At 31.4% G+C, this 21,468-nt stretch carries 26 protein-coding genes; 17 read left to right on the top strand and 9 right to left on the bottom strand.

Features of this window, described 5'->3' with window-relative positions:
* Positions 1 to 4: 4 nt before the first annotated feature.
* The 5 genes from GRQ01_RS04715 to GRQ01_RS04695 are packed head-to-tail and all read right to left on the bottom strand — an operon-like array spanning position 5 to position 4,634.
* Positions 5 to 670, bottom strand: coding sequence for an ATP-binding cassette domain-containing protein (locus tag GRQ01_RS04715; RefSeq protein ID WP_158334664.1), 666 nt, complete (start codon positions 668 to 670; stop codon positions 5 to 7).
* Entirely contained in the window at positions 663 to 1,373 is a 711-nt protein-coding gene (locus GRQ01_RS04710) for an ATP-binding cassette domain-containing protein (RefSeq protein ID WP_158334663.1), read from the bottom strand. Before GRQ01_RS04710 ends, GRQ01_RS04715 begins: the two co-directional genes overlap by 8 nt.
* Positions 1,370 to 2,149 (bottom strand): ABC transporter permease, encoded by a 780-nt coding sequence (locus GRQ01_RS04705; RefSeq protein ID WP_373447854.1) that lies wholly within the window; start codon positions 2,147 to 2,149, stop codon positions 1,370 to 1,372. Before GRQ01_RS04705 ends, GRQ01_RS04710 begins: the two co-directional genes overlap by 4 nt.
* A gap of 1 nt (position 2,150) precedes the next feature.
* Positions 2,151 to 3,095: an ABC transporter permease gene (locus GRQ01_RS04700; protein WP_203121213.1), complete on the bottom strand. Its 945-nt coding sequence runs from the start codon at positions 3,093 to 3,095 to the stop codon at positions 2,151 to 2,153.
* Positions 3,096 to 3,098: 3 nt separating this feature from the next.
* Positions 3,099 to 4,634 carry an ABC transporter substrate-binding protein gene (locus tag GRQ01_RS04695; protein ID WP_158334661.1) on the bottom strand — a complete coding sequence of 512 codons (1,536 nt, stop codon included), beginning with the start codon at positions 4,632 to 4,634 and terminating at the stop codon, positions 3,099 to 3,101.
* A gap of 261 nt (positions 4,635 to 4,895) precedes the next feature.
* Here GRQ01_RS04695 and cgb point away from each other — a divergent pair, with 261 nt between their 5' ends.
* On the top strand, positions 4,896 to 5,318 hold the full coding sequence (gene cgb, locus GRQ01_RS04690; protein ID WP_158334660.1) for a single-domain globin Cgb: 423 nt from the start codon (positions 4,896 to 4,898) through the stop codon (positions 5,316 to 5,318).
* A gap of 113 nt (positions 5,319 to 5,431) precedes the next feature.
* Here the strand turns inward: cgb and GRQ01_RS04685 are convergent, their stop codons facing one another.
* Together GRQ01_RS04685 and GRQ01_RS04680 are read right to left on the bottom strand one after the other, a co-directional pair.
* Entirely contained in the window at positions 5,432 to 7,060 is a 1,629-nt protein-coding gene (locus GRQ01_RS04685) for a multidrug ABC transporter permease/ATP-binding protein (protein WP_158334659.1), read from the bottom strand.
* A 37-nt stretch (positions 7,061 to 7,097) separates the two neighbouring features.
* Positions 7,098 to 8,405: an MFS transporter gene (locus GRQ01_RS04680; protein ID WP_158334658.1), complete on the bottom strand. Its 1,308-nt coding sequence runs from the start codon at positions 8,403 to 8,405 to the stop codon at positions 7,098 to 7,100.
* A 258-nt stretch (positions 8,406 to 8,663) separates the two neighbouring features.
* On the opposite strand from GRQ01_RS04680, the gene infA reads away from it, so the two are divergent.
* From infA to hisIE, 16 genes are all read left to right on the top strand, one after another.
* Entirely contained in the window at positions 8,664 to 8,882 is a 219-nt protein-coding gene (infA, locus tag GRQ01_RS04675; protein WP_002781436.1) for a translation initiation factor IF-1, read from the top strand.
* Positions 8,883 to 9,055: 173 nt separating this feature from the next.
* On the top strand, positions 9,056 to 9,169 hold the full coding sequence (gene rpmJ, locus GRQ01_RS04670) for a 50S ribosomal protein L36 (RefSeq protein ID WP_066778934.1): 114 nt from the start codon (positions 9,056 to 9,058) through the stop codon (positions 9,167 to 9,169).
* 2 nt (positions 9,170 to 9,171) lie between these two features.
* A complete protein-coding gene (rpsM, locus tag GRQ01_RS04665) occupies positions 9,172 to 9,537 on the top strand; it encodes a 30S ribosomal protein S13 (protein ID WP_066778936.1) in 366 nt (121 codons plus the stop codon).
* Between the two features lie 9 nt (positions 9,538 to 9,546).
* Positions 9,547 to 9,939 (top strand): 30S ribosomal protein S11, encoded by a 393-nt coding sequence (rpsK, locus tag GRQ01_RS04660; protein WP_002779544.1) that lies wholly within the window; start codon positions 9,547 to 9,549, stop codon positions 9,937 to 9,939.
* Between the two features lie 27 nt (positions 9,940 to 9,966).
* Positions 9,967 to 10,593, top strand: a complete 627-nt coding sequence (gene rpsD, locus GRQ01_RS04655) for a 30S ribosomal protein S4 (protein WP_158334657.1) — start codon at positions 9,967 to 9,969, stop codon at positions 10,591 to 10,593.
* Between the two features lie 12 nt (positions 10,594 to 10,605).
* Positions 10,606 to 11,619, top strand: coding sequence for a DNA-directed RNA polymerase subunit alpha (locus tag GRQ01_RS04650; RefSeq protein WP_158334656.1), 1,014 nt, complete (start codon positions 10,606 to 10,608; stop codon positions 11,617 to 11,619).
* Positions 11,620 to 11,623: 4 nt separating this feature from the next.
* Positions 11,624 to 11,977, top strand: coding sequence for a 50S ribosomal protein L17 (gene rplQ / locus GRQ01_RS04645; RefSeq protein ID WP_158334655.1), 354 nt, complete (start codon positions 11,624 to 11,626; stop codon positions 11,975 to 11,977).
* Between the two features lie 164 nt (positions 11,978 to 12,141).
* Positions 12,142 to 13,041 (top strand): ATP phosphoribosyltransferase, encoded by a 900-nt coding sequence (gene hisG, locus GRQ01_RS04640; protein WP_158334654.1) that lies wholly within the window; start codon positions 12,142 to 12,144, stop codon positions 13,039 to 13,041.
* Between the two features lie 8 nt (positions 13,042 to 13,049).
* Entirely contained in the window at positions 13,050 to 14,336 is a 1,287-nt protein-coding gene (gene hisD, locus GRQ01_RS04635; RefSeq protein ID WP_158334653.1) for a histidinol dehydrogenase, read from the top strand.
* Positions 14,333 to 15,391 (top strand): bifunctional histidinol-phosphatase/imidazoleglycerol-phosphate dehydratase HisB, encoded by a 1,059-nt coding sequence (hisB, locus tag GRQ01_RS04630; RefSeq protein WP_158334652.1) that lies wholly within the window; start codon positions 14,333 to 14,335, stop codon positions 15,389 to 15,391. Before hisD ends, hisB begins: the two co-directional genes overlap by 4 nt.
* The gene (locus tag GRQ01_RS04625) at positions 15,388 to 15,612 is read left to right on the top strand and encodes a hypothetical protein (protein WP_158334651.1); all 225 of its coding nucleotides are present in this window, start codon (positions 15,388 to 15,390) and stop codon (positions 15,610 to 15,612) included. The genes hisB and GRQ01_RS04625 overlap by 4 nt, the downstream gene beginning before the upstream one ends.
* The gene (locus GRQ01_RS04620) at positions 15,605 to 16,447 is read left to right on the top strand and encodes a DNA-methyltransferase (protein ID WP_158334650.1); all 843 of its coding nucleotides are present in this window, start codon (positions 15,605 to 15,607) and stop codon (positions 16,445 to 16,447) included. Before GRQ01_RS04625 ends, GRQ01_RS04620 begins: the two co-directional genes overlap by 8 nt.
* On the top strand, positions 16,444 to 17,031 hold the full coding sequence (gene hisH, locus GRQ01_RS04615; protein ID WP_158334649.1) for an imidazole glycerol phosphate synthase subunit HisH: 588 nt from the start codon (positions 16,444 to 16,446) through the stop codon (positions 17,029 to 17,031). The genes GRQ01_RS04620 and hisH overlap by 4 nt, the downstream gene beginning before the upstream one ends.
* Positions 17,028 to 17,765, top strand: coding sequence for a 1-(5-phosphoribosyl)-5-[(5-phosphoribosylamino)methylideneamino]imidazole-4-carboxamide isomerase (gene hisA / locus GRQ01_RS04610; protein WP_158334648.1), 738 nt, complete (start codon positions 17,028 to 17,030; stop codon positions 17,763 to 17,765). Before hisH ends, hisA begins: the two co-directional genes overlap by 4 nt.
* Entirely contained in the window at positions 17,747 to 18,514 is a 768-nt protein-coding gene (gene hisF, locus GRQ01_RS04605; protein ID WP_158334647.1) for an imidazole glycerol phosphate synthase subunit HisF, read from the top strand. Before hisA ends, hisF begins: the two co-directional genes overlap by 19 nt.
* A 1-nt stretch (position 18,515) precedes the next feature.
* Positions 18,516 to 19,139, top strand: coding sequence for a bifunctional phosphoribosyl-AMP cyclohydrolase/phosphoribosyl-ATP diphosphatase HisIE (gene hisIE, locus GRQ01_RS04600; protein ID WP_158334646.1), 624 nt, complete (start codon positions 18,516 to 18,518; stop codon positions 19,137 to 19,139).
* A gap of 10 nt (positions 19,140 to 19,149) precedes the next feature.
* Here the strand turns inward: hisIE and GRQ01_RS04595 are convergent, their stop codons facing one another.
* A complete protein-coding gene (locus tag GRQ01_RS04595) occupies positions 19,150 to 20,310 on the bottom strand; it encodes a tetrahydrodipicolinate N-succinyltransferase N-terminal domain-containing protein (protein WP_158334645.1) in 1,161 nt (386 codons plus the stop codon).
* Between the two features lie 24 nt (positions 20,311 to 20,334).
* On the bottom strand, positions 20,335 to 21,447 hold the full coding sequence (locus GRQ01_RS04590; RefSeq protein WP_158334644.1) for an Mrp/NBP35 family ATP-binding protein: 1,113 nt from the start codon (positions 21,445 to 21,447) through the stop codon (positions 20,335 to 20,337).
* Positions 21,448 to 21,468 lie beyond the last annotated feature (21 nt).

Below are 21,468 nucleotides of genomic sequence, written 5' to 3'. Positions count from 1 at the left end.
TTTTTTAAAGTTTTATTTTTTTATACTCAAATTTATCAAAAAGATTGCCTTGATGAGTTATAAAAATATAAGAAATAAGATTTTTTTGCTGATAATTATACAAAAAATTTAAAATTTCTTTGGAATTTTTCATATCAAGAGCAGAAACAATTTCATCTAAAATAAGCAATTTAGGATTTAAAATCAAAGTGCGAATAAGCCCCACACGAGTAGCCTCTCCTCCGCTTAACTCATAAGGCTTTTGCTCTAAAATTTGCTTTTTTAAATTAAAAAAGTCAAAAAATTCCAAAATAAGATCATTATTCTTTGGTAAATTAAAATTTTCTAAACCATCTTGTATTAAATTTTTAATTTTTTTATAAGGGTTTAAAGCCATTTTTTGATCTTGAAAACAATACTGAATTTCCTTCCTTAATAATCTTTGCGTTTTTTTATCAAGCTCATGCAAATTAGAATTTTCATACCATACTTCACCACGGCTTGGACTTTCTAAAAAGCAAAGAATTCTAGCTAAAGTACTCTTACCAGTACCACTTTTTCCTAAAATCATCAAATTTTCACTCCATTGAAGAGAAAAATTAATATTTTCAAAAATCAAATGCCGTTGTTTTTGCATATACCAATGTTTTTTAACTTCATAAAATTTAGTTAAATTGCAAACTTCAAGCATATTCACTCTTTAAAAACTGATCAAGATCATAACACTTTGGCTCATCTTTACTCAATAGTAAAATCTCATCGCCCAAACAACGCACCAAATTCAAATCATGAGTGATGCAAACTAAGGCTTTGTCTTTTTTAAATTCTTTTAAAATTTGCATAATTTTTTGTATGTTTTCCTCATCTAAAGAAGCAGTAATCTCATCACAAATTAAAATTTGAGGTTTATTAAACAAAGCCAAAGCCAAACTCACACGCCTTGCCATACCCAAACTCAACTCATTAGCATAAGAATGCCACAATAAATCAAGATTTTCAAATCCTAATTTTTGAAGATAAGAAAAAGCATAATCTTTTCTCTCTTTTTTAGTAAAATTCGTATGGGTTTTTAAAACAAGATCGCATAACTTCCCTATATCCAAATAAGGATAAAGGCTAAGCTCTGCATCCTGCAATACTAATGCCACTTTAGAACGCAATTGTCTTAATCCATCTTTATTTAAATCAAAAACACAAACACCTTGAAAACTAAGTTCTTTAGCATTCACTTTAAAATCTTCATCTAAAAGCCTTAATAAAGCTTTGCCAAGCAAACTCTTTCCAACTCCGCTTTCACCTAATATCATTAAGGTTTTACCGGCTTTGATATCAAAATTTACATTTTTAAGCACAAGCTTATTTTTTACACTTATATTTAAATTCCTAATTTTCAAGATCTTACTCCCCAAATCTTTTGCAAAAAATTGCCTAAGGATAAAAGTGGTAAAAACAACAAAAGAAGGGTTACAAGAGGGAATAATATCATCCACCAAGCTCCCATAAAAACAGCTTTAGAAGATTCACTTAAAAGAGTCCCTAAAGTTGGGGTTTCAAACCCAAGCCCTAAACCAAAAAAACTCAAAGTTGCTTCTGTGGCTATAGCATGGACTATATTAAACACAAAAAGTATAAAAATCAATGTTTTTAAAGCAGGCAATAAATCTTTAAAAAAAGCTTTAAATTGACTTCTTCCAAGCACTATATTAGCCTGATAAAAATCTAAATTCTCAAGTCTTTTTAATTCACTTTCTATAATTCTTGCAATAAAACACCAATGGATTAAAGCTATTAAAAAAATCATTAATAACATATTAGCACCAAAAAAACTTTGAAAAAACATCATAAGCAAAAAAGCAGGTAAAGCCAAAAAAAATTCTAAAATACGCATCCAAAACATATAAAAACAACAACGTGCTAACCACAAGTAAAAAAGGGCAAAAATCACAGACAATAAAGAACTACAAATTCCTATTGCCAAAGAATTTCTTAAGGAAAAAAGCAAACGAGAAAATAAATCCCTACCTAAAAAATCCGTTCCTAAAATATAAGTGAAATTAGGAGCTTGATGCAAACTATTTAAATGGGTAACTAAAATATCATAAGGTGCTAAAAAGGGTGCTAAAAAAGCACATAAAAATAAAAAAATTAAAGGTATCAAACAAAAAATCATTTTAAGCAAGATCAAGCTTTCTTAATCGTGGATTTAAAATTCTAGCAAAAATATCACTTAAAAATGTAAAAAATCCCACAAGCAAAACACTAAAAAATATCAGTGCAAGCACAACAGGATAATCCTTAAAAATAATACTTTTAAAAAGTAAAGATCCCAATCCCTCATAGGCAAACACACTTTCTACAACATAAGTACCCATCATAAAACTCAAAGCACTTCCACCCCAATAAGCTATAATAGGACTTAAAGAATACCTTATAACTAAAAGATAAATGTCTTTTTCTTTTAAAGCTCTAGCGTATAAATTTTGAATAAAAATTTGAGTAAAACTTTCATTGATAAAATTTCTAGCAATTCCTAAAAATAAAGCCAAATGCGACAAAATAAGTGTCAAAACAGGTAAAATTAAGTGTTTAAGACGGTTTAAGAAATTGTCTTCAAAACCTATATCACTCGTCCCCATTATAGGCAAAACTTGCCAAAAAATTCCAAAAATCAAAACAAAAAATAAAGCCAAAACAAAAGGCGGTAAAGCAAAAAAATTAAATGCTAGAAAAGTAAGTATCTTATCAATAAAGCTTTCTTTATAATAATATCCTAAAATTGCAAAAAAAATACTCAAGAAAAACAACAATACCAAAGCACTAAAACTCAAAATAAAAGTATTAAAAAGCCTTTCTTTTATAAGTTTTAAAACATTTTCTCCACTTAAAAAAGAAATTCCTAAATCTCCTTTTAAAGCTTTTAAAAGCCAAAGTTGATATTGTTGCATTAAGGGCTTATCAAGCCCTAAGTTTTGCTCTATTCTTTGAACAAATTCTTTACTTTGTGAATTAACTCCACTTGCATAAGCCACACCACCTTTGCTAAAATGAAGCAAAACAAAGCACAAAAAAGTGCTAAAAAACGCTATAAAAATACTAAAAATAAAGCGTTTTAACACAATTTATTTACTCCATTCATAAATATTCCAAGTAAAGCCTACGCCATGATGTCCTAAAATTCTTGGTTTAATCCCCTTAAGTTCACTTTTATAAACTAAAGCAAAATCAAGATAAGTCAGGAAAATGAAAGGAGGATTTTCATATAAAGCATCAATAAATTCTTTATAATATTTTTTTCTTTCTTCTACATTTAAAGTATTTCTAGCCTTTTGTAAGGCTCTATCTACCTTTTTATCATGATAATGACCAAAATTCCAGCCTTCATCGTTTAAAGCACTATCTTGGGAACTTTCAAAAACCCTAAAAGTATGAAAATCAGGATCTAAAGGACTTCCCCAACCTATTAAAAAACTATCAACTTTAGAATAATCAAAACTTCCAGAAGGCTTGGCCATTACTTTACTCATAACCCCTATTTTTTTAAATTCACTTTGCAAAATTCCTGCTAAACTCACCCTTAAAGGATCGTTACTCATAACCCAAATTTCAAATTCTAAAATCTTCCCATCTTTCTCAAAAATACCTTGTGCATTTTTCTTAAAACCTGAACTTATAAGTAATTCTTCAGATTTTTTAGGATCATAATCATAACTTTTAAAATTTTTAGGATTTGCCCAAGAATTTTCTAAAGGATGATGAGCTACAAAACCATAATCATGTAAAAGATTTTTAACTATACTTTCTCTATCAACAGCATAATTTAAAGCCTGTCTTACCTTCAAATCTTTTAAAAATTCATTATCAAGATTAAACATCAAAGCTCTATAATCAGCCGATTTCTCACGCAAAATCTTAAACTTGGCATCATTTTTAAAAATATTTAATAAAGAAACATCAATTAAAGCAGCATCTATTTTGCCATTTTTAAGCTCTACACTTGCTACAGAAGGATCAAAAATGCGTTTTATGATCAATCTTGGAGTTTTTACCTTAGTAAGATAAAAATTCTCATTGGCTTTAAATTCAACATATTCTCCTTTTTTCCATTTTACAAATTCATATGGTCCTGTACCTATAGGATTTTGATTGAAAGAAGCTGTATTTAAATCCTCATTTTCAAGCAAATGTTTAGGCAACATCCCTATACTTAAAGCATCCAAAAGTGCAGGATAAGGCCTAGAAAGTGTAATTTTTACATGATAAGGATTTAAAATCTCCACGCTTTTAATATCTTCAAAATTCACATAAACAGAAGAATTATTTTTAGGATTTTTAAAAGCATCAAGACTGAATTTAACATCATCGGCACTGAATTTAACCTTATCATGCCATAAAACATCATCTCTTAAAAAAATATCATAAACAAGCCCATCTTTACTTACATTCCATGATTTTGCTAAATCAGGTTGTAAATGCATATTTTCATCAAAACGCGTTAGTCCTGAAAACACAAGATTGATATAAGCATCATGATCTTCACTATAAGCAGGATTTATCCTAGGAATTTCATTTTCAACTGCGACAATCAGAGTGTCCTTAGCAATTGTAGCTTGTAAATTTACAAACAACAAGATCATAAAAAATAAAAGTCTAAACATAAAAAAGCCTTTGTATCATTAAAATTAAAATATGAAGATTATAAAATAAAAAAAATTAACTCACAAGCCTATATGGGGGATAAAATTAAAATTCATCCTTAATAAAATATAATTTTACCTAATTTTTATAGTAGTTTTAATTTTATGAACTTAGCACTTTTTAACTTAAGAATAATGCATCAAAATTTAACCTAAATCAATTTTTTCTTTTTTATTCAAAGCTAAAATATTTCTTTAATTTACAAAAATTAAGGAGAAATAATGACTCAAGAACAAATTAAAATTATCAAAGACTACGTGCCTATTTTACAAAAAAATGGGGAAGATTTAACAAAAGAATTCTATAAAATACTATTTAATGACTATCCTGAAGTAAAAACTATGTTTAACATGGAAAAACAAATATCAGGAGAACAACCAAAAGCCTTAGCAATGGCAATTTTAACAGCTGCTAAAAACATAGAAAATTTAGAAAATATGCGTTCATTTGTCGATAAAATTGCTATAACTCATGTAAACTTAGGGGTTAAAGAAGAACATTATCCAATAGTAGGGACTTGCCTTTTAAAAGCTATTAAAAACCTTTTAAATCCTGATGAGGTAACTCTTAAAGCTTGGGAAGTAGCTTATGGAAAAATTGCTCAATTTTATATAGATATAGAAAAAGATCTTTATAAAAAATAACTTTATAAAATAAAAAGCATGGGTTATTTTAAAAATTCTAACCCTGCTTTAGCTATCTTAACATCTTGATCTAAATGAGCTCCTCCTACACCTAATTTTAATAAATTAAAAAATCAAAATTTTTCTACTTCATTAATAGCTAAAAATTTTCTATTATTTTGACACAGCTCTTCGATGCTGCCGTTATTGGCTAAAAGTATTCTATCAGCTATATCAAAATACTTATCATCATGAGTAATTGCAAAAATCGTTTTTCCTTGCTCTTTTAATAAAGGCAAAAGCTTTTTATAAAAAAATCTCCTAAAAACTGGGTCTTGATCTGCTGCCCATTCATCAAGTACTAAAACATCTCTTTCTTCAAGCAAAGCTATAAACATAGCTAAACGCTTTTTTTGTCCTGTAGAAAGCTGGGTGAAACTAAGCTCATGATTTTTAACACTAGTTTTATTTTTAAGTTCTAAAAACTCAAGCCAAAAAGCGATTTTTTCTTCGCTAGCGAAATTTTGTTTACTTAAAGTCTTAGTAAAAAGGTGAAAATCACTAAACACCGCTGAAATAAGAGATCTATACTCATCTAAATTATTATCATTTATAAGCGTATCATCAATATAAATTTCTCCTTTACTAGGTTTAAAAAGTCCAGCTAAAAGCATACAAAAAGTAGACTTCCCACTCCCATTTTTACCTATTAAAAACACAAGTTCGCCTTTTTTAAGTTCTATATTTACAGGATTTAAACAAAAATTACCCTCATAAGCAAATTGGGTATTTTTAAAAGAAATCGTTTTCCAATCGCCGATAAAATGCGTTTTTTTAAAATCTTCTTTATAATTGTCTAATTCTAATTGAGTGATTTTATCTAAAGCGATCTTTGCCAAAAGCAAAGTAGGAAAAGATCCTATCATAGAAACTAAAGGGGTTCGTAAAAATAAAATAGAAAGTGCTATAGTAGTAGCATCTGCCACACTTGCCCATTGAAATTTTAATGCTAAATAAAACTCCACTCCTACCAAAGCTAAAAGCGTCACATTAGTCCAGTTATTTGAAAGATTATTAAAAAGATTGCCTAAGGTGCTATTTTTCTTTTTTAATTTTGCATTTTTTTCAAATTCATCTTCATAATAAAGCCTAGCCCTATAACGATTGATTAAAAGTTCTTTATGTCCTTCTAATATGTTTTGATAATTATTTTGTAAAGCATCATCATTTTCTCTTGCTTTACGGAAGTATTGATACACTTTCATCATTAAAAAATTGTTAGTAAGAAAAATCACCATTATCCATATTATACACAAAATAAAAATAGGCACCGAAAGATAGCACAAATAAACACTAGTGCAAAGGATCAATACACTTGATTGTAAAAAATCAGGCAATCTTAAAAGTCCAAAAGATATATTTCTTACATCACTTCCTAAAGAAGCTAAGATTCTTGCCTTGCCTACTTTAGCCACTTTTAATAAAGGAGTATCTAGGATCTGTTTTACTACACGCCTTTGCATTTTAAAAATAAAATTTTGCCCAAAAACATTGAGTCCAAGTTCGACTATAATAGAGCTTATAAAAAATACCCCAAGCAAAGCAATAAAATAAAAAATAGGAATATCATGTGCATTCTTAAGCAAATAATTATTGATAAAAACTAAAGTCAAAACCCCAAGCACACTCGTTATCAAAGAAAATAATAAAAAAGAAATCAACTTTAATTTATTTTGCTTAAGTAATTCTATAATAAAAGGCATAAAGAAACTCCAAAATATAATCTTAAATTATAAAATTTCAAAAATGATTAGCCAATTTAATCTGATCTTTTACAACAAAAACAGCAAAAATAGCACAAAAAGCTAAAAAGATCATATACATACTCATACCATACAAAAAAGGATTTTCGTTTTGAATTGCAAGAGTATGAAGCCAAAAAACAAGTTGTGGAGTAATGCCTCCTGAGATAGCATAAGCAATATTATATGAAAAAGAAATTCCTGAAAATCTTATCTTAGCTCTAAAAACCTCACTCATTAAAATAGGAGCAAAAACATTAATCCCGGCTAAAAAACAAACACTAGTATATAAAATACAAACTAAAATGAGATTTTTAAGTTCATATAAAGCATAAAAATATAAACACGAAAACAAAACAAAAGCCAAAGACAATAAAACACAAATTTTAAATAGACCAAATCTATCCACAAGATAGCCTATAAAAACCCCTCCTAAACCTATACCCAAAATTCCTAAAATCTGCAAATAACTGCCCTCAATAGGACTTAGATTTAAAATGCCTGGCATGAATTTAGGCATTAATAAAACAAGCACCACAACACAACCTGTTAAAACCCAAGTCATTAGCATAGATGAAAACAAAGCTTTAAAAATATTTTTTTCTTTAAACAGATCTCTAAGCGGAAAAGAACTCAAACTTGATTCTTTTTGCATGTGTTTAAAAACAGGCGTTTCTTGTAAAAATTTACGCAAATAAACAGAAATGATTCCAAAAATCCCTCCTAGAAAAAAGGCGATACGCCAAGCATAAGCTGCGATTTGTTCAGGAGTAAAAAAGGCATTAATAAGCAAAAACACCACACTTCCTAGCAAAATCCCTAAAGCCATAGCTGAATTTAAACAACTTAAAAACAAGGCTTTTTGATTTTCTTGACAATGTTCTCTTACAAAAACCCAAGCCCCAGGAAGCTCACCACCTATAGCTATACCTTGAAAAATCCTTATAAGTATAAGTAAAATAGGAGCTAAAACTCCAAGAGTCTCATAACCTGGTATAAAAGCTAAAGCAAAAGTAGGAATCACCATAAGTAAAATACTTAACATAAACATATTTTTACGTCCTAACTTATCCCCAAAATGTGCCATAACTATACCACCTAAAGGACGCACTAAATACCCAATTGCAAAAACTCCATAAGTGTTTAATAAAGCCCAAAATTCACCTATACCCTTAGGAAAAAATGCACTAGCAATGTATTGAGTAAAAAAAACAAAAATGATAAAATCATAAAATTCTAAAGTCCCACCCAAGGAAGAAAGGCCCAAAACCTTAAATTCTTGGGTTTTTAATGATATTTTTTTCATTATTTAATTACCTTAAAAAAAATTAAAAACAATATTTTATTATACTATAATTCTATAATATACTCTCACTTTCAAGATCAAACACACATTTAATTTTATTAAAAATGTTTAAAATACGCCATCTTTATCAAAACCAAATGCATTATAAAAACTCTAGCTTCTTAATTATCTGCTTAAAAACTGCTAAAAAATTAAGTAAAAATTTTAATAATTTTTGCTAGAATGGAAATTTATCTTAAATTTTTGAAAGGAGAGAATTTGGCAAAAGATGATGTAATTGAAATTGATGGCACAGTACTTGAAGCATTACCAAATGCGAATTTTAAAGTAGAGCTTGATAACAAACACGTAATTTTATGTCATATTGCTGGGAAAATGCGTATGCATTATATAAGAATCATGCCAGGCGATAAGGTAAAAGTCGAACTTACACCCTACAGTCTTGATAAAGGACGTATCACTTTTAGATATAAATAATTCTAAGTTATTTAAAAGCTAATTTTAAATATAATTAGAATTTTGCGACAAATTGCATCGAAACTATATGAAGAAGTATTTCTAAAATCCACCACTTATTTTAAAAATAGTTGGTTATTCATAAAACCTGATGTAGTCGTAAACTAAGTGGAATTTACTTAAAGGAGACGCTCATGAAAGTGAGACCATCGGTCAAAAAGATGTGCGACAAATGTAAAATAGTTCGCCGTAAAGGTATAGTTCGCATTATTTGCGAAAACCCAAAACATAAACAAAGACAAGGATAAACATGGCTCGTATTGCAGGTGTTGATTTACCAAAGAAAAAAAGAATAGAATATGGACTGACCTATATTTATGGTATAGGGCTTTTTACTTCAAAAAAAATCCTAGATAAAGTAGGAATTTCTTATGATAAAAGAGTGCATGAATTAAGCGAAGATGAAGCAGCAGCAATCAGAAAAGAAATTCAAGAAAACTATATGGTTGAAGGGGATTTAAGAAAACAAGTTGCTATGGATATTAAAGCACTTATGGATTTAGGAAGCTTTAGAGGTTTAAGACATAGAAAAGGTTTACCTGTTCGCGGACAAAAAACAAAAACAAATGCAAGAACCAGAAAAGGTAAACGAAAAACTGTTGGCGCAAAATCATAAGGAAAGATCATGGCAAAAAGAAAAATTGTAAAGAAAAAAGTAGTTAAAAAAAATATAGCAAAAGGTATAGTTTATATCAGTGCGACTTTCAACAATACTATGGTAACCGTTACAGACGAAATGGGAAATGCTATAGCTTGGAGTAGTGCAGGTGGCTTAGGCTTTAAAGGATCTAAAAAATCCACTCCTTATGCCGCACAACAAGCAGTAGAAGACGCTTTAAATAAAGCAAAAGAACATGGAATTAAAGAAGTAGGCATTAAAGTGCAAGGGCCAGGAAGCGGTAGAGAAACTGCTGTTAAAAGTGTAGGCGCTATGGAAGGTATCAAAGTCACTTTCTTAAAAGATATTACTCCCCTAGCTCACAATGGTTGTAGACCGCCTAAGCGTCGTCGTGTCTAAAATATAAGAAAAATTTAGGAGAATATTATGGCAAGATATAGAGGACCAGTAGAAAAATTAGAAAGACGCTTTGGTGTTAGCTTGGCATTAAAAGGAGAAAGAAGACTAGCAGGCAAAAGCGCTTTAGATAAACGCCCTTATGCACCAGGACAACACGGAGCAAGAAAAGGCAAAATCAGCGAATATGGATTACAATTAAGAGAAAAACAAAAAGCTAAATTCATGTATGGAGTTAGCGAAAAACAATTTCGTCGTCTCTTTGCTGAAGCAGCAAGAAAAGAGGGCAATACAGGGGTTTTACTCATCCAGCTTTTAGAACAAAGATTAGATAATGTAGTTTATAGAATGGGCTTTGCTACAACACGCCGTTTTGCTAGACAGCTTGTCACACATGGTCATGTTTTGGTAAATGGCAAAAGAGTAGACATTCCTAGTTTTAGAGTAGAAACAGGTTCTAAAATAGAAATCATTGAAAAAAGCAAAAACAATCCACAAATCACAAGAGCCATTGAGCTTACAGCACAAACTGGTATAGTTGCTTGGGTTGATGTTGAAAAAGACAAAAGATTTGGAATTTTCACCAGAAAACCTGAAAGAGAAGAAGTCGTCATTCCAGTAGAGGAAAGATTTATCGTTGAGCTTTACTCTAAATAATAGGGGCTAAATATGAGAAACATTACAACATCTGCTTATACGCCAACAGAATTTACTATAGAAAACATTAGCGATACTGTGGCTAAAATCAGTGCTTGGCCTTTTGAGATAGGTTATGGAATCACCCTAGCCCATCCTTTACGCCGTTTGCTTTATACTAGCACCATAGGATACGCTCCTACTGCAATTTATATTGATGGTGTGGCACATGAATTTGATAGCATGCGTGGTATGCTTGAAGATGTGGCGCTTTTTATCATCAATCTTAAAAAATTACGCTTTAAAATTAAAGGCGACTCTAATAAAGAAATAGTAGAATTTAATTTTAAAGGTTCTAAAGAAATCTATGGCAAAGATCTAGACAACAATCAAGTAGAAGTAGTCAACACAGATGCTTATTTAGCAACTATTAATGAGGATGCTGAACTTAAATTCACCCTCATCATTGAAAAAGGCATTGGCTATGTTCCAAGCGAGGAAATTAAAGAACTTTTAGAAGATCCTAAATTCATCGCTCTTGATGCTTTTTTCACTCCTGTAAGAGAAGCAACCTATGATATTGAAAAAGTTTTATTTGAAGACAATCCTGATTATGAAAAAGTAGTTCTAACTGTAACCACTGATGGACAAATCACCCCAAATGAAGCTTTTCAAAATGCTTTAGAAGCTATGTATAAACAATTATCTGTATTTGATAAGATCACTAATGTTAGAAGCATGATTAAAAATCAAGCAACCACTAATGAGTTAGAAAATACAAAATTATTGCAAAATATCACAGATTTAAATTTAAGTGCTAGAAGCTATAACTGTCTTGAAAAAGCAGGGATACTTTACATAGGCGAACTTGCTTTAATGAGTGTAAATGAACTTGCAGGACTTAAAAATTTAGGCAAAAAATCTCTTGATGAGATTAAAAACATCATGGAAAGCATAGGTTTTCCTGTAGGAACTTCTAAGCTTAGCGATAATAAAGAAATACTTAAAAACAAGATCGCAGAATTAAAAGCACAAAACGAAGGATAAAAGAATGAGACATAAACACGGATATAGAAAACTCGGCAGAACTTCATCACATCGTGCTGCCTTATTAAAAAATTTAACCATAGCCTTAGTAAATAGCGGTAAAATCGAAACAACTCTACCAAAAGCCAAAGAATTAAGATCTTATGTAGAAAGACTCATCACAAGAGCAAGACTAGGAGATTTTAATGCCCACAGAGCCGTTTTTGCCTCTTTACAAGACAAAGGTGCTACAAACAAACTCGTAACTGAAATCGCACCAAAATTTAAAGATCGCAATGGCGGATACACAAGAATCATTAAAACAAGAATACGTCGCGGTGATGCTGCTGAGATGGCTTTTATTGAATTTGTAGCTTAATCAATCCTAGCAAAAGCTAGGATTGTGATATTTATTTTTATTCTTACTTTAAAAAACTTGAAAATATTATTTCCAATTAAATTTATTTATTTTAAAAACCCTTGCTAAAAATTCAACTACTTATGATAATATAGTCTTTTTATTTTAATTTCTAAGGACATGATATGCAAGAAAATACTCGTTTGCGCATAGCCATACAAAAATCAGGGAGACTTTCAAAAGAATCCATAGAACTTTTGTTAAAATGTGGAGTAAAAATGCATATTCATGAACAAAGCCTAATTGCCTTTTCTACGAATTTACCCATAGATATTTTACGCGTTAGGGATGATGATATTCCAGGACTTATTTTTGATGGGGTTGTAGATTTAGGAATTATAGGAGAAAATGTTTTAGAAGAAAGTGAACTTGAACGCCAATCTTTGGGTGAAAACCCAAGCTACAAACTTTTAAAAAAACTAGATTTTGGTTTTTGCCGACTTTCTCTTGCCTTACCCCAAGATAAAAAATTTGAAAATTTAAAGGATTTTGAAAACTTGAGAATTGCTACTTCCTATCCGCAACTTTTAAAACGCTTTATGAAAGCAAATCATATCACTTATAAAAATTGCACGCTAACAGGTTCTGTTGAAGTAGCTCCAAGATCCAATCTAGCTGATGCCATTTGCGATCTTGTTTCAAGTGGTGCGACCTTGCAAGCAAACAATCTTAAAGAAGTTAAAGTGATTTATCAATCACGCGCCTGTTTAATCCAAAAGCAAAACGCCTTAAGCGAAGAAAAACAAGCCTTAGTGGATAAAATTATGCTGCGTGTTGGCGGGGTTATACAAGCAAGAGAATCAAAATACATCATGCTTCACGCCCCAAAAGAAAAACTTGATATAATTCAATCTTTATTACCAGGTGTTGAAAAACCAACCATTTTACCTTTAGCACATGATGAAAAAAATGTAGCCTTACACATGGTAAGCAAAGAAAATCTTTTTTGGGAGACTATGGAAGCTTTAAAAGAAGAAGGTGCAAGCTCCATTTTAGTTTTACCTATTGAAAAAATGTTAAAGTGAGTCAAAAAATGCAAATTTTAATTTATGATAATTTAGATATAAAACAAAAACAAGAATCCTTAAAACGTCCGGCTGTGAGTGCAAAAGACGAAATTTCAAAAACAGTAAGCTCTCTTATTAAACAAGTACAAGAAAAAGGCGATCAAGCCTTGATAGAACAAGCTTTAAAATTTGATAAAGTAGAAATTTCAAATATTAAAATCACTCAAGAACAAATCGCCCAAGCAAGCATGCGTTTAAATGAAGATTTAAAACAAGCCATTTTAGTAGCCTATGAAAATATTAAAAAATTTCACCAAGCACAAATCCCACATGAAATTTCTCTTGAAACCACTAAAGGTGTCAAATGCGAACTTTTAACGCGCCCTATAGAAAAAGTGGGACTTTATATACCAGGTGGATCAGCACCTTTATTTTCAACAGTTTTAATGCTTGCCATTCCTGCAAAAATCGCTCAATGCGAAAAAATCGTTTTAGCAAGTCCAGCAAAAATCCATGATGCTGTGCTTTTTTGTGCTGAACTTTGTGGGGTAGATGAGATTTATCAAATGGGAGGTGCAGGAGCCATTGGAGCCTTAGCTTATGGAACACAAAGTGTTTTAAAGGTGGATAAAATTTTTGGCCCAGGAAATGCCTTTGTCACTGAAGCTAAACGCCAAGTAAGTAGCGATATTCAAGGATCAGCCATTGATATGCAAGCAGGTCCTAGCGAAGTTTTAGTCATAGCTGATGAAAAAGCCAATGTGAAATTTGTAGCAAGCGATTTACTTTCTCAAGCTGAACACGGTGCTGATTCTCAAGTAATTTTAGTGTGCTTAAGTCAAAACTTTGCTAAAAAAGTAAATGATGAAATCCACCAGCAAATTCAAAAACTCCCAAGATATGAACTTGCAAGCAAAAGCATTAATAATTCCAAAATTATCATTGCAAGAAACTTAAATCAAGCCGTAGAAATTTCTAATGCTTATGCCCCAGAACACCTCATCATACAAACCCAAAATCCACGCGAACTTTTAAAAGATGTCAAACATGCAGGATCTGTATTTTTAGGGACTTATTCTCCAGAATCCATGGGCGATTATGCAAGTGGAACTAATCATGTTTTGCCAACTTATGGGTTTACTAAAACCCATTCTAGCTTAGGTTTAGCAGATTTTACTAAAAGAATGACAGTGCAAGAATTAAATAAAGAAGGCTTTTTAGCCTTGAGTAAAAGTGTAGAAATTCTAGCTGAAAATGAACACTTACATGCGCATAAAAATGCTATAACTTTTCGTTTAGAAAGCTTACAATGAGTCAAAAAATACTTTTTATCGATAGAGATGGAACCCTCATAGAAGAACCAAAAAGCGATTTTCAAGTCGACTCTCTTGAAAAATTACGTTTTGAAAAAGATGCTATCCCTGTGCTTTTAAAGCTTAAAAATTTTGGTTTTAAATTCGTTATTGTAAGTAATCAAGACGGCCTAGGAACGGATAATTTTCCAAAAAAAAGTTTTGAAAGTCCTCACAAAAAAATGCTAGATATTTTACAAAGTTGTGGGATAGAATTCCAAGATATTTTTATTTGTCCGCATTTTGAAAATGAAAATTGCACATGCAGAAAACCTAAAACCGCCATGCTAGAAGAATACATCAAACACAAACTTTATGATAAAGAACAAAGTTTTGTCATAGGCGATAGAGACACTGATATGATTTTAGCCTCAAATTTAGGCCTTCGGGGATTAAAATACGGTACATTAAGCTGGAAAGATATAGAAAATGAAATTCTAAGTTCTTTTAGAAGTGCAAGCTATGAAAGAACCACTAAAGAAACGCATATCAAGGTAAAAGTATGTTTAAACAGTGGCAAAACAGAAATTCACACAGGCATTGATTTTTTTGATCATATGCTAGAACAAATCGCTGTACATGCTAATATAGGGCTTGAAATCCTTTGTAAGGGGGATTTAGAAATTGACGAACATCATAGTGTTGAAGATGTGGCTTTAGCACTAGGAACTTGTATCAAAAAAGCCTTAGGAGATAAAATTGGCATAGCAAGATACGGCTTTACTCTACCTATGGATGAATCTTTAGCAAGTTGTGCTATAGACTTTTGCAACCGCCCGCATTTAGTTTATAAAGCAAAGTTTAAAAAATCTCATCTAGGGGCTTTAAGCACAGAAATGATAGAACATTTTTTCTATTCTTTAAGCTATACTATGGGGGTAAGTTTACACTTAAAAGTAAAAGGTAAAAATGATCATCACAAAGCCGAAGGATTGTTTAAAGCCTTTGCTAAAGCTTTAAAAATGGCAATAAAAATCGAAGGCCAAAATTTAGCTAGCTCTAAAGGCATGCTATGAAAAACAAGCTTGATTTTAAAAGCTTTTTAAATAATTTGCAGGCCACAAATAGGCATTTAAGATTTTATGTAGATTGGCAAAAATGCTTGAAAAATAAATTTATATGGATAAGCAAAGGCTGGCTAAATGCTAAAAACAAATTCGTGCAAGCTTATGAAAAAATAGAAATATATAATCTTTATAACATCAATGATTTTATTTTAAAGGTTAAAAATGTCTAAACCTTTCTTCATAAGTAAGGATGAGTTATTTCAACTTTATCAAAATGATTGTAATCAATTACTTACTCAATTTAAAAAACAATTTGATTTAATTTTTGCCGATCCACCTTATTTTCTTTCAAACGATGGATTAAGCATCCAAAATGGCAAAATTGTTAGCGTGAATAAAGGACAATGGGATAAAGGTGATAATATTGATCAAATAGATGCTTTTAATTTCATCTGGCTTTCAAATGCAAAAATAGCACTCAAAGATACAGGAAGCATTTTAATAAGCGGGACCTATCATAATATTTTCTCATTGGGTCGGATCTTGCAAAAACTTGATTTTAAAATTTTAAATATTATCACTTGGCAAAAAACAAATCCTCCTCCAAATTTCACTTGCCGTTATCTTACACACTCAACAGAACAAATCATTTGGGCTAGAAAAAGCCATAAACATAAGCATATTTTTAATTATGAAATTTTAAAAAAACTCAATGATAATAAACAAATGCGTGATGTTTGGACTTTTAATGCTATTGCTCCTTGGGAAAAAACAAATGGCAAACATCCCACACAAAAACCTTTAGCTTTGCTTCTTAAGCTTATTTTAATGGCAAGTGATGAAGAATCTCTAATTTGCGATCCATTTAGCGGAAGCTCTACAACAGGAATTGCTGCTAATTTATTAAATAGAAAATTTATAGGTTTTGAAAAAGAAAGCGAATTTATCAAAATATCTATTGCAAGAAAAACAGAACTTGATAATAATTTTCACACCATAAAAAATAAAATTCATGATTTAAAATTATTAAGCAAAAATAATTTTTTTAAAGGAGTAAATTTATGAAAATCATCATCATTGATACAGCTTGTGCGAATTTAGCTTCTTTAAAATTCTGTCTAGACAGATTGGGTTTTAATGCCCAAATCAGCAAAGATTTACAAACTCTTCAAAGCGCGGACAAACTTTTCTTACCCGGAGTAGGCACAGCAAAACAAGCCATGAATAATTTAAAAAAATTTCAACTCATTGATTTTATAAAAAATACAAAAAAACCACTTCTAGGCATTTGTCTAGGAATGCAAATTTTGGGTAAATTTTCAGAAGAATTATCCCAACAAACCCTAAATATTATAGATTTTAATACCCAAAAATTTAAAGCTAAAGAAACTTTTAGCTTTCCACACATGGGTTGGAATCAAGTTTTTAGCTCTCATGCTTTATTTAAGAATTTAAACGGAGAATATTTTTATTTTGTCCACAGTTATTGCGTAGAACTTGGAAAATATACCATTGCAAATTGTGAGTATGCTCAAAAATTTAGCGCGAGTGTGATGAAAAATAATTTTTATGGGGTGCAATTTCATCCTGAAAGAAGTGGAGAAGCAGGAGAAATTTTAATTTCAAATTTCATTAAGGATATAGGATGACAACACAAATAATCCCCGCCCTTGATCTCATAGATGGTCAAGTAGTACGTCTTATCAAAGGAGATTATAATCAAAAAAAAATATATCAATACAAAGCCTTAGAAAAATTACAAGAATACGAAAAAGCAGGTGCAAAAGAATTGCACTTAGTGGATTTAACAGGGGCAAAAGATCCTAGTAAAAGACAACTTAACTTAATAAAACAACTAAGTCAAGAAATCAAAGCTAACTTACAAGTAGGTGGGGGTATACGCACCAAAGAAGAAATAAAATCTTTGCTTGATTGCGGAGTAAAACGCGTCGTCGTTGGATCAATAACAATAAAAAATCCCAATCTCTGTATAGAAATTTTAAAAGAATTTGGCAATGAGGCTATAGTTTTTGCTTTAGATACTATTTTAAAAGACGATTATGTAATAGCCATAAACGCTTGGCAAGAAACAAGCGATAAAAAACTCATGGAAGTTTTAGATTTTTACAGTGCAAAGGGTTTAAAACACATACTTTGCACAGACATTTCCAAAGATGGCACTATGCAAGGACCTAATATTAAGCTTTACAAACTTATCCATGAAATCTTTCCTCACATTCATATACAGGCAAGTGGAGGCATAGCAAAGCTAGAAGATCTTAAAAAACTCAAAGGAATTTGTGACAAAATAATAGTAGGAAAAGCTTTACTCGATAAAGTTTTTAGCGTAGAAGAAGGAATCAAATGCTTACAAAACGCATAATTGCATGTTTAGATGTAAAAGATGGCAAGGTAGTAAAAGGAATACAATTTAAAAATCACAAGTATATGGGAGATATTGTAGAACTTGCCCGATATTATTGTCAAAACGGAATAGACGAACTTGTATTTTATGATATAACAGCTAGTGCTAGAAAAGAAAGAATTTCTAGAAAATGGGTTGAAGAAGTAGCAAAAAATATCAATATACCTTTTTGTGTCGCAGGAGGTATAAAAAGCCTAGAAGATGCTGCTGAACTTTTAGCCAATGGAGCTGATAAAATTTCTATTAATTCTCCTGCTTTAAACGATCCTAAACTCATCACTCACCTAGCCAAAAGTTTTGGAGTACAATGCATAGTAGTAGGCATAGACAGTTTTAAAGATGAACAAGGAAATTTAAAGGTTTTTAAATACACAGGGGATGAAAACACAAGCCAACACAGTGGAAAAAGCACTCTTGAATGGATTAAACAAGTCCAAGATCTAGGTGCAGGCGAAATTGTTTTAAACATGATGAATCAAGATGGGGTAAAAAATGGCTATGATTTAGAACAATTACACCAAGCAAAGCAACTTTGCAAAATCCCTCTAATAGCAAGCGGTGGCGCTGGGACAATGAAACACTTCTTAGAAGCTTTCAAACTAGGTGTAGAAGGAGCTTTGGCTGCTTCTGTTTTTCATGAAAAGCTTATAGACATTAAAGAACTTAAAATTTATCTTAAAAATCAAGGCTTAAATATAAGGATATAAAATGCACAATTTTAAAGAATTAAATAAACAAATCGCATGGCAAAAAGTAAATGGACTCCTTCCTGTAATCATACAAGATGCACAAAGCTGCGAAGTTTTAATGCTAGGTTTCATGGATGAAAAAGCCCTAGAGAAAAGCTTACAAAGCTCTAAAGTAGTCTTTTTTTCACGTACTAAAAACCGTCTTTGGATGAAAGGTGAACAAAGTGGCAATTTCTTAAATATAGTCGATTTAAGCTTAGATTGTGACAATGACACGCTTTTAATTGCAGTCAATCCCACAGGACCTACTTGCCACACAGGTAATATTTCTTGCTTTGAAAAGCTTTCTAAAAACCTAGATTTTGTCTTTTTAGCAAGATTACAAAGGCTAATCAACTCACGCAAAAATGCCGATGAAAACAATTCTTACACTGCAAAACTTTTTAAAAGCGGCACAAAACGTATCGCACAAAAAGTAGGCGAAGAAGCAGTAGAAACAGCTTTAGCTGCCACTGTTAAAGATAAAGATGAACTCCTTTGCGAAGCAGCGGATTTAGTATATCATTTAAGTGTTTTACTCGCTGATGTGAATTTAAATTTTGGGGATGTAATTTCTAAGCTTAAGCAAAGACATAAAGCTTAAAACTTTATGTCTAATGCAAAGCCTCATTTAGTTTGATTACTTTTTTATTAAGACTTACTATCATAGCACCACTAATAGAATCTTGACGGAAATGAAGTCCTTTAAGTCCTTTAAGCTCTAAGCCTTTATAAATTTCTTTATCAAAAACAAACTCAGGATTTAGTTTTGCAAGCTCTTGAGCATCTTTAAGTAAAAACTTTGTACCTTCTAGCACCGCAATACCTGCATCCACAATACAATGATCCCCTAAAGGAATGCCCGTGACTGAATTAGCTCCTAAAAGGCAAGCTTTGCCCACACTTATAGCATTACCACTGGTTCCACTTAACACACCCAAAATAGAAGCTCCACCACCCACATCAGATCCCTCGCCTACAATAGCACTTGAACTAATACGTCCTTCAATCATACAAGCCCCCGTTGTGCCCGCATTAAAATTCACATAAGAAGCACCTGGCATTACAGTACTTCCTGGAGCTAAAGAAGCACCCATTCTTACTTTAGAACTTTCTAAAATTCTTGTATTATCTTCAGGAATAATATGGGCTAAAAATCTTGGAAATTTATCCACAAAATCGATTTTTGGATATTGATTACTCATTTTTAAACGCATTTCATTTGCTCTTAAATATTCAAGTTCAATGGGCCTATCATCACTCCAAGCTACATTGCTTAAAAGCCCAAAAATACCATTTAAATTAATGCTTCTTAAAGGAACTTTCTTAGTAGAAAGCAAATAAAGCTTAAGATAAGCACTTTCTACACTTAAAGGCTCTTTATCTTCGAAAAGACAAACAAAAGCAAACTCATCATCTTTAAACTTATCTTTAATAATCTTTAAAAGATCAATATTTTGATGTCCTTCCTCTTCTAAAAAAGGCTTAAAACACGAAAGCGCAAAATCAATATCTTCTAGCTTTAAAACCTGTACGCATTCACTCGCATTAAAATCAATTTCTACGCCCCTTTGCATAAAAGCTTCAAGCATAATTGCTGCGGATGCAAAATTTTGCTCATAATTAACCAAAGCAAAGCTTGCTTGTAAAATTTTATTTTTATTAAGCTGACCCCTATCAAGCCTAGCTATACCAAAAGCCTTAGCTTGTCTGTATCCGCTTTTTTGTTCAATTTGCTTGATTAAAAGTAAAAAATCTTCTTTAGTATTAATCATTTTTCTTTATCCTTATTAATAAATTTAATGCGACGAACAGGCACTTTTACCATTCATCACAGGTTGAATAGCAGAATTATCTGCGCCACCTTTATCATTAATCTTTTCTATAAAATCCCAAATTTTTTCAGCCGCTATCAAATAGCGTTTTGAACTCACACTTTGAGGGTGATAAAAGCTTACAGGCTTGCCTTCATCTGAACCTTCTCTTATTATCATTTCAATAGGAATTTGTGCTAAAACTTCGCTTTTATAATCTTGTGCCATAACAGCTAAAGCCGTACCCTTACCAAAAATATCATATTCTTTGCCATTATCAGGACATAAAAAACCGCTCATATTTTCAACAACACCAGCAATAGGAATATGCAGTTTATTAAACATATCTAAAGCTCTTTTACTATCATCTAAAGAGACTATTTGAGGAGTACTTACACAAACCCCTGCAGTAATAGGTATGCTTTGCGCAGAAGTAATTTGTGCATCACCTGTTCCTGGAGGCATATCTAAAAACAATACATCAAGTTCAGGCCAAATCACATCAGCAAGCAATTGTTCAATCGCTTTCATAATCATCGCACCCCTCCACATAAGGCCTTGTCCTTCTTCGATTAAAACCCCCATACTCATCATATAAACTCCATGGCTTAAAATTGGCCTTAATCTTTGCCCTACTACTTCAGCTTGAGTTTTAGTTTCACCTAGCATTCTTGGGATATTTGGACCATAAATATCAGCGTCTAAAATCCCTACTTTTTTACCCATTTTAGCCATGCTAATAGCTAAATTCACTGTGGTTGTAGACTTACCTACCCCGCCTTTTCCGCTTGAAACCATGATGAAATTTTTAACTTGTGGGACGATGTTTTTCCCGCTTCTTGAATTGCTTTTTTCTTCAGGAATTTTTGGAGTGATGATGTTTAAGGCTAAGTTTTTTAAAGCCAAACTCGATAAAGCCTGTTGCACACTTTCACGGATTTGAGTAGCTACTTCAGGATTTGCAGAAACAATTTCTATATCGATGCTTGCATTATTATCTTCAACCTTAATATCTTTGACAAAATTAAAACTCACTATATCCTTTTCAAAACCAGGATATTTGACATCTTTTAATTTGTTTAAAATTTGTTCTTTCATCTTTTTTCCTTGAATTTTTAA

It is taken from the genome of Campylobacter bilis (assembly GCF_016806695.1).
Classification (GTDB): Bacteria; Campylobacterota; Campylobacteria; order Campylobacterales; family Campylobacteraceae; genus Campylobacter_D; species Campylobacter_D bilis.
This window is presented reverse-complemented; position numbering and strand designations above follow the sequence as displayed.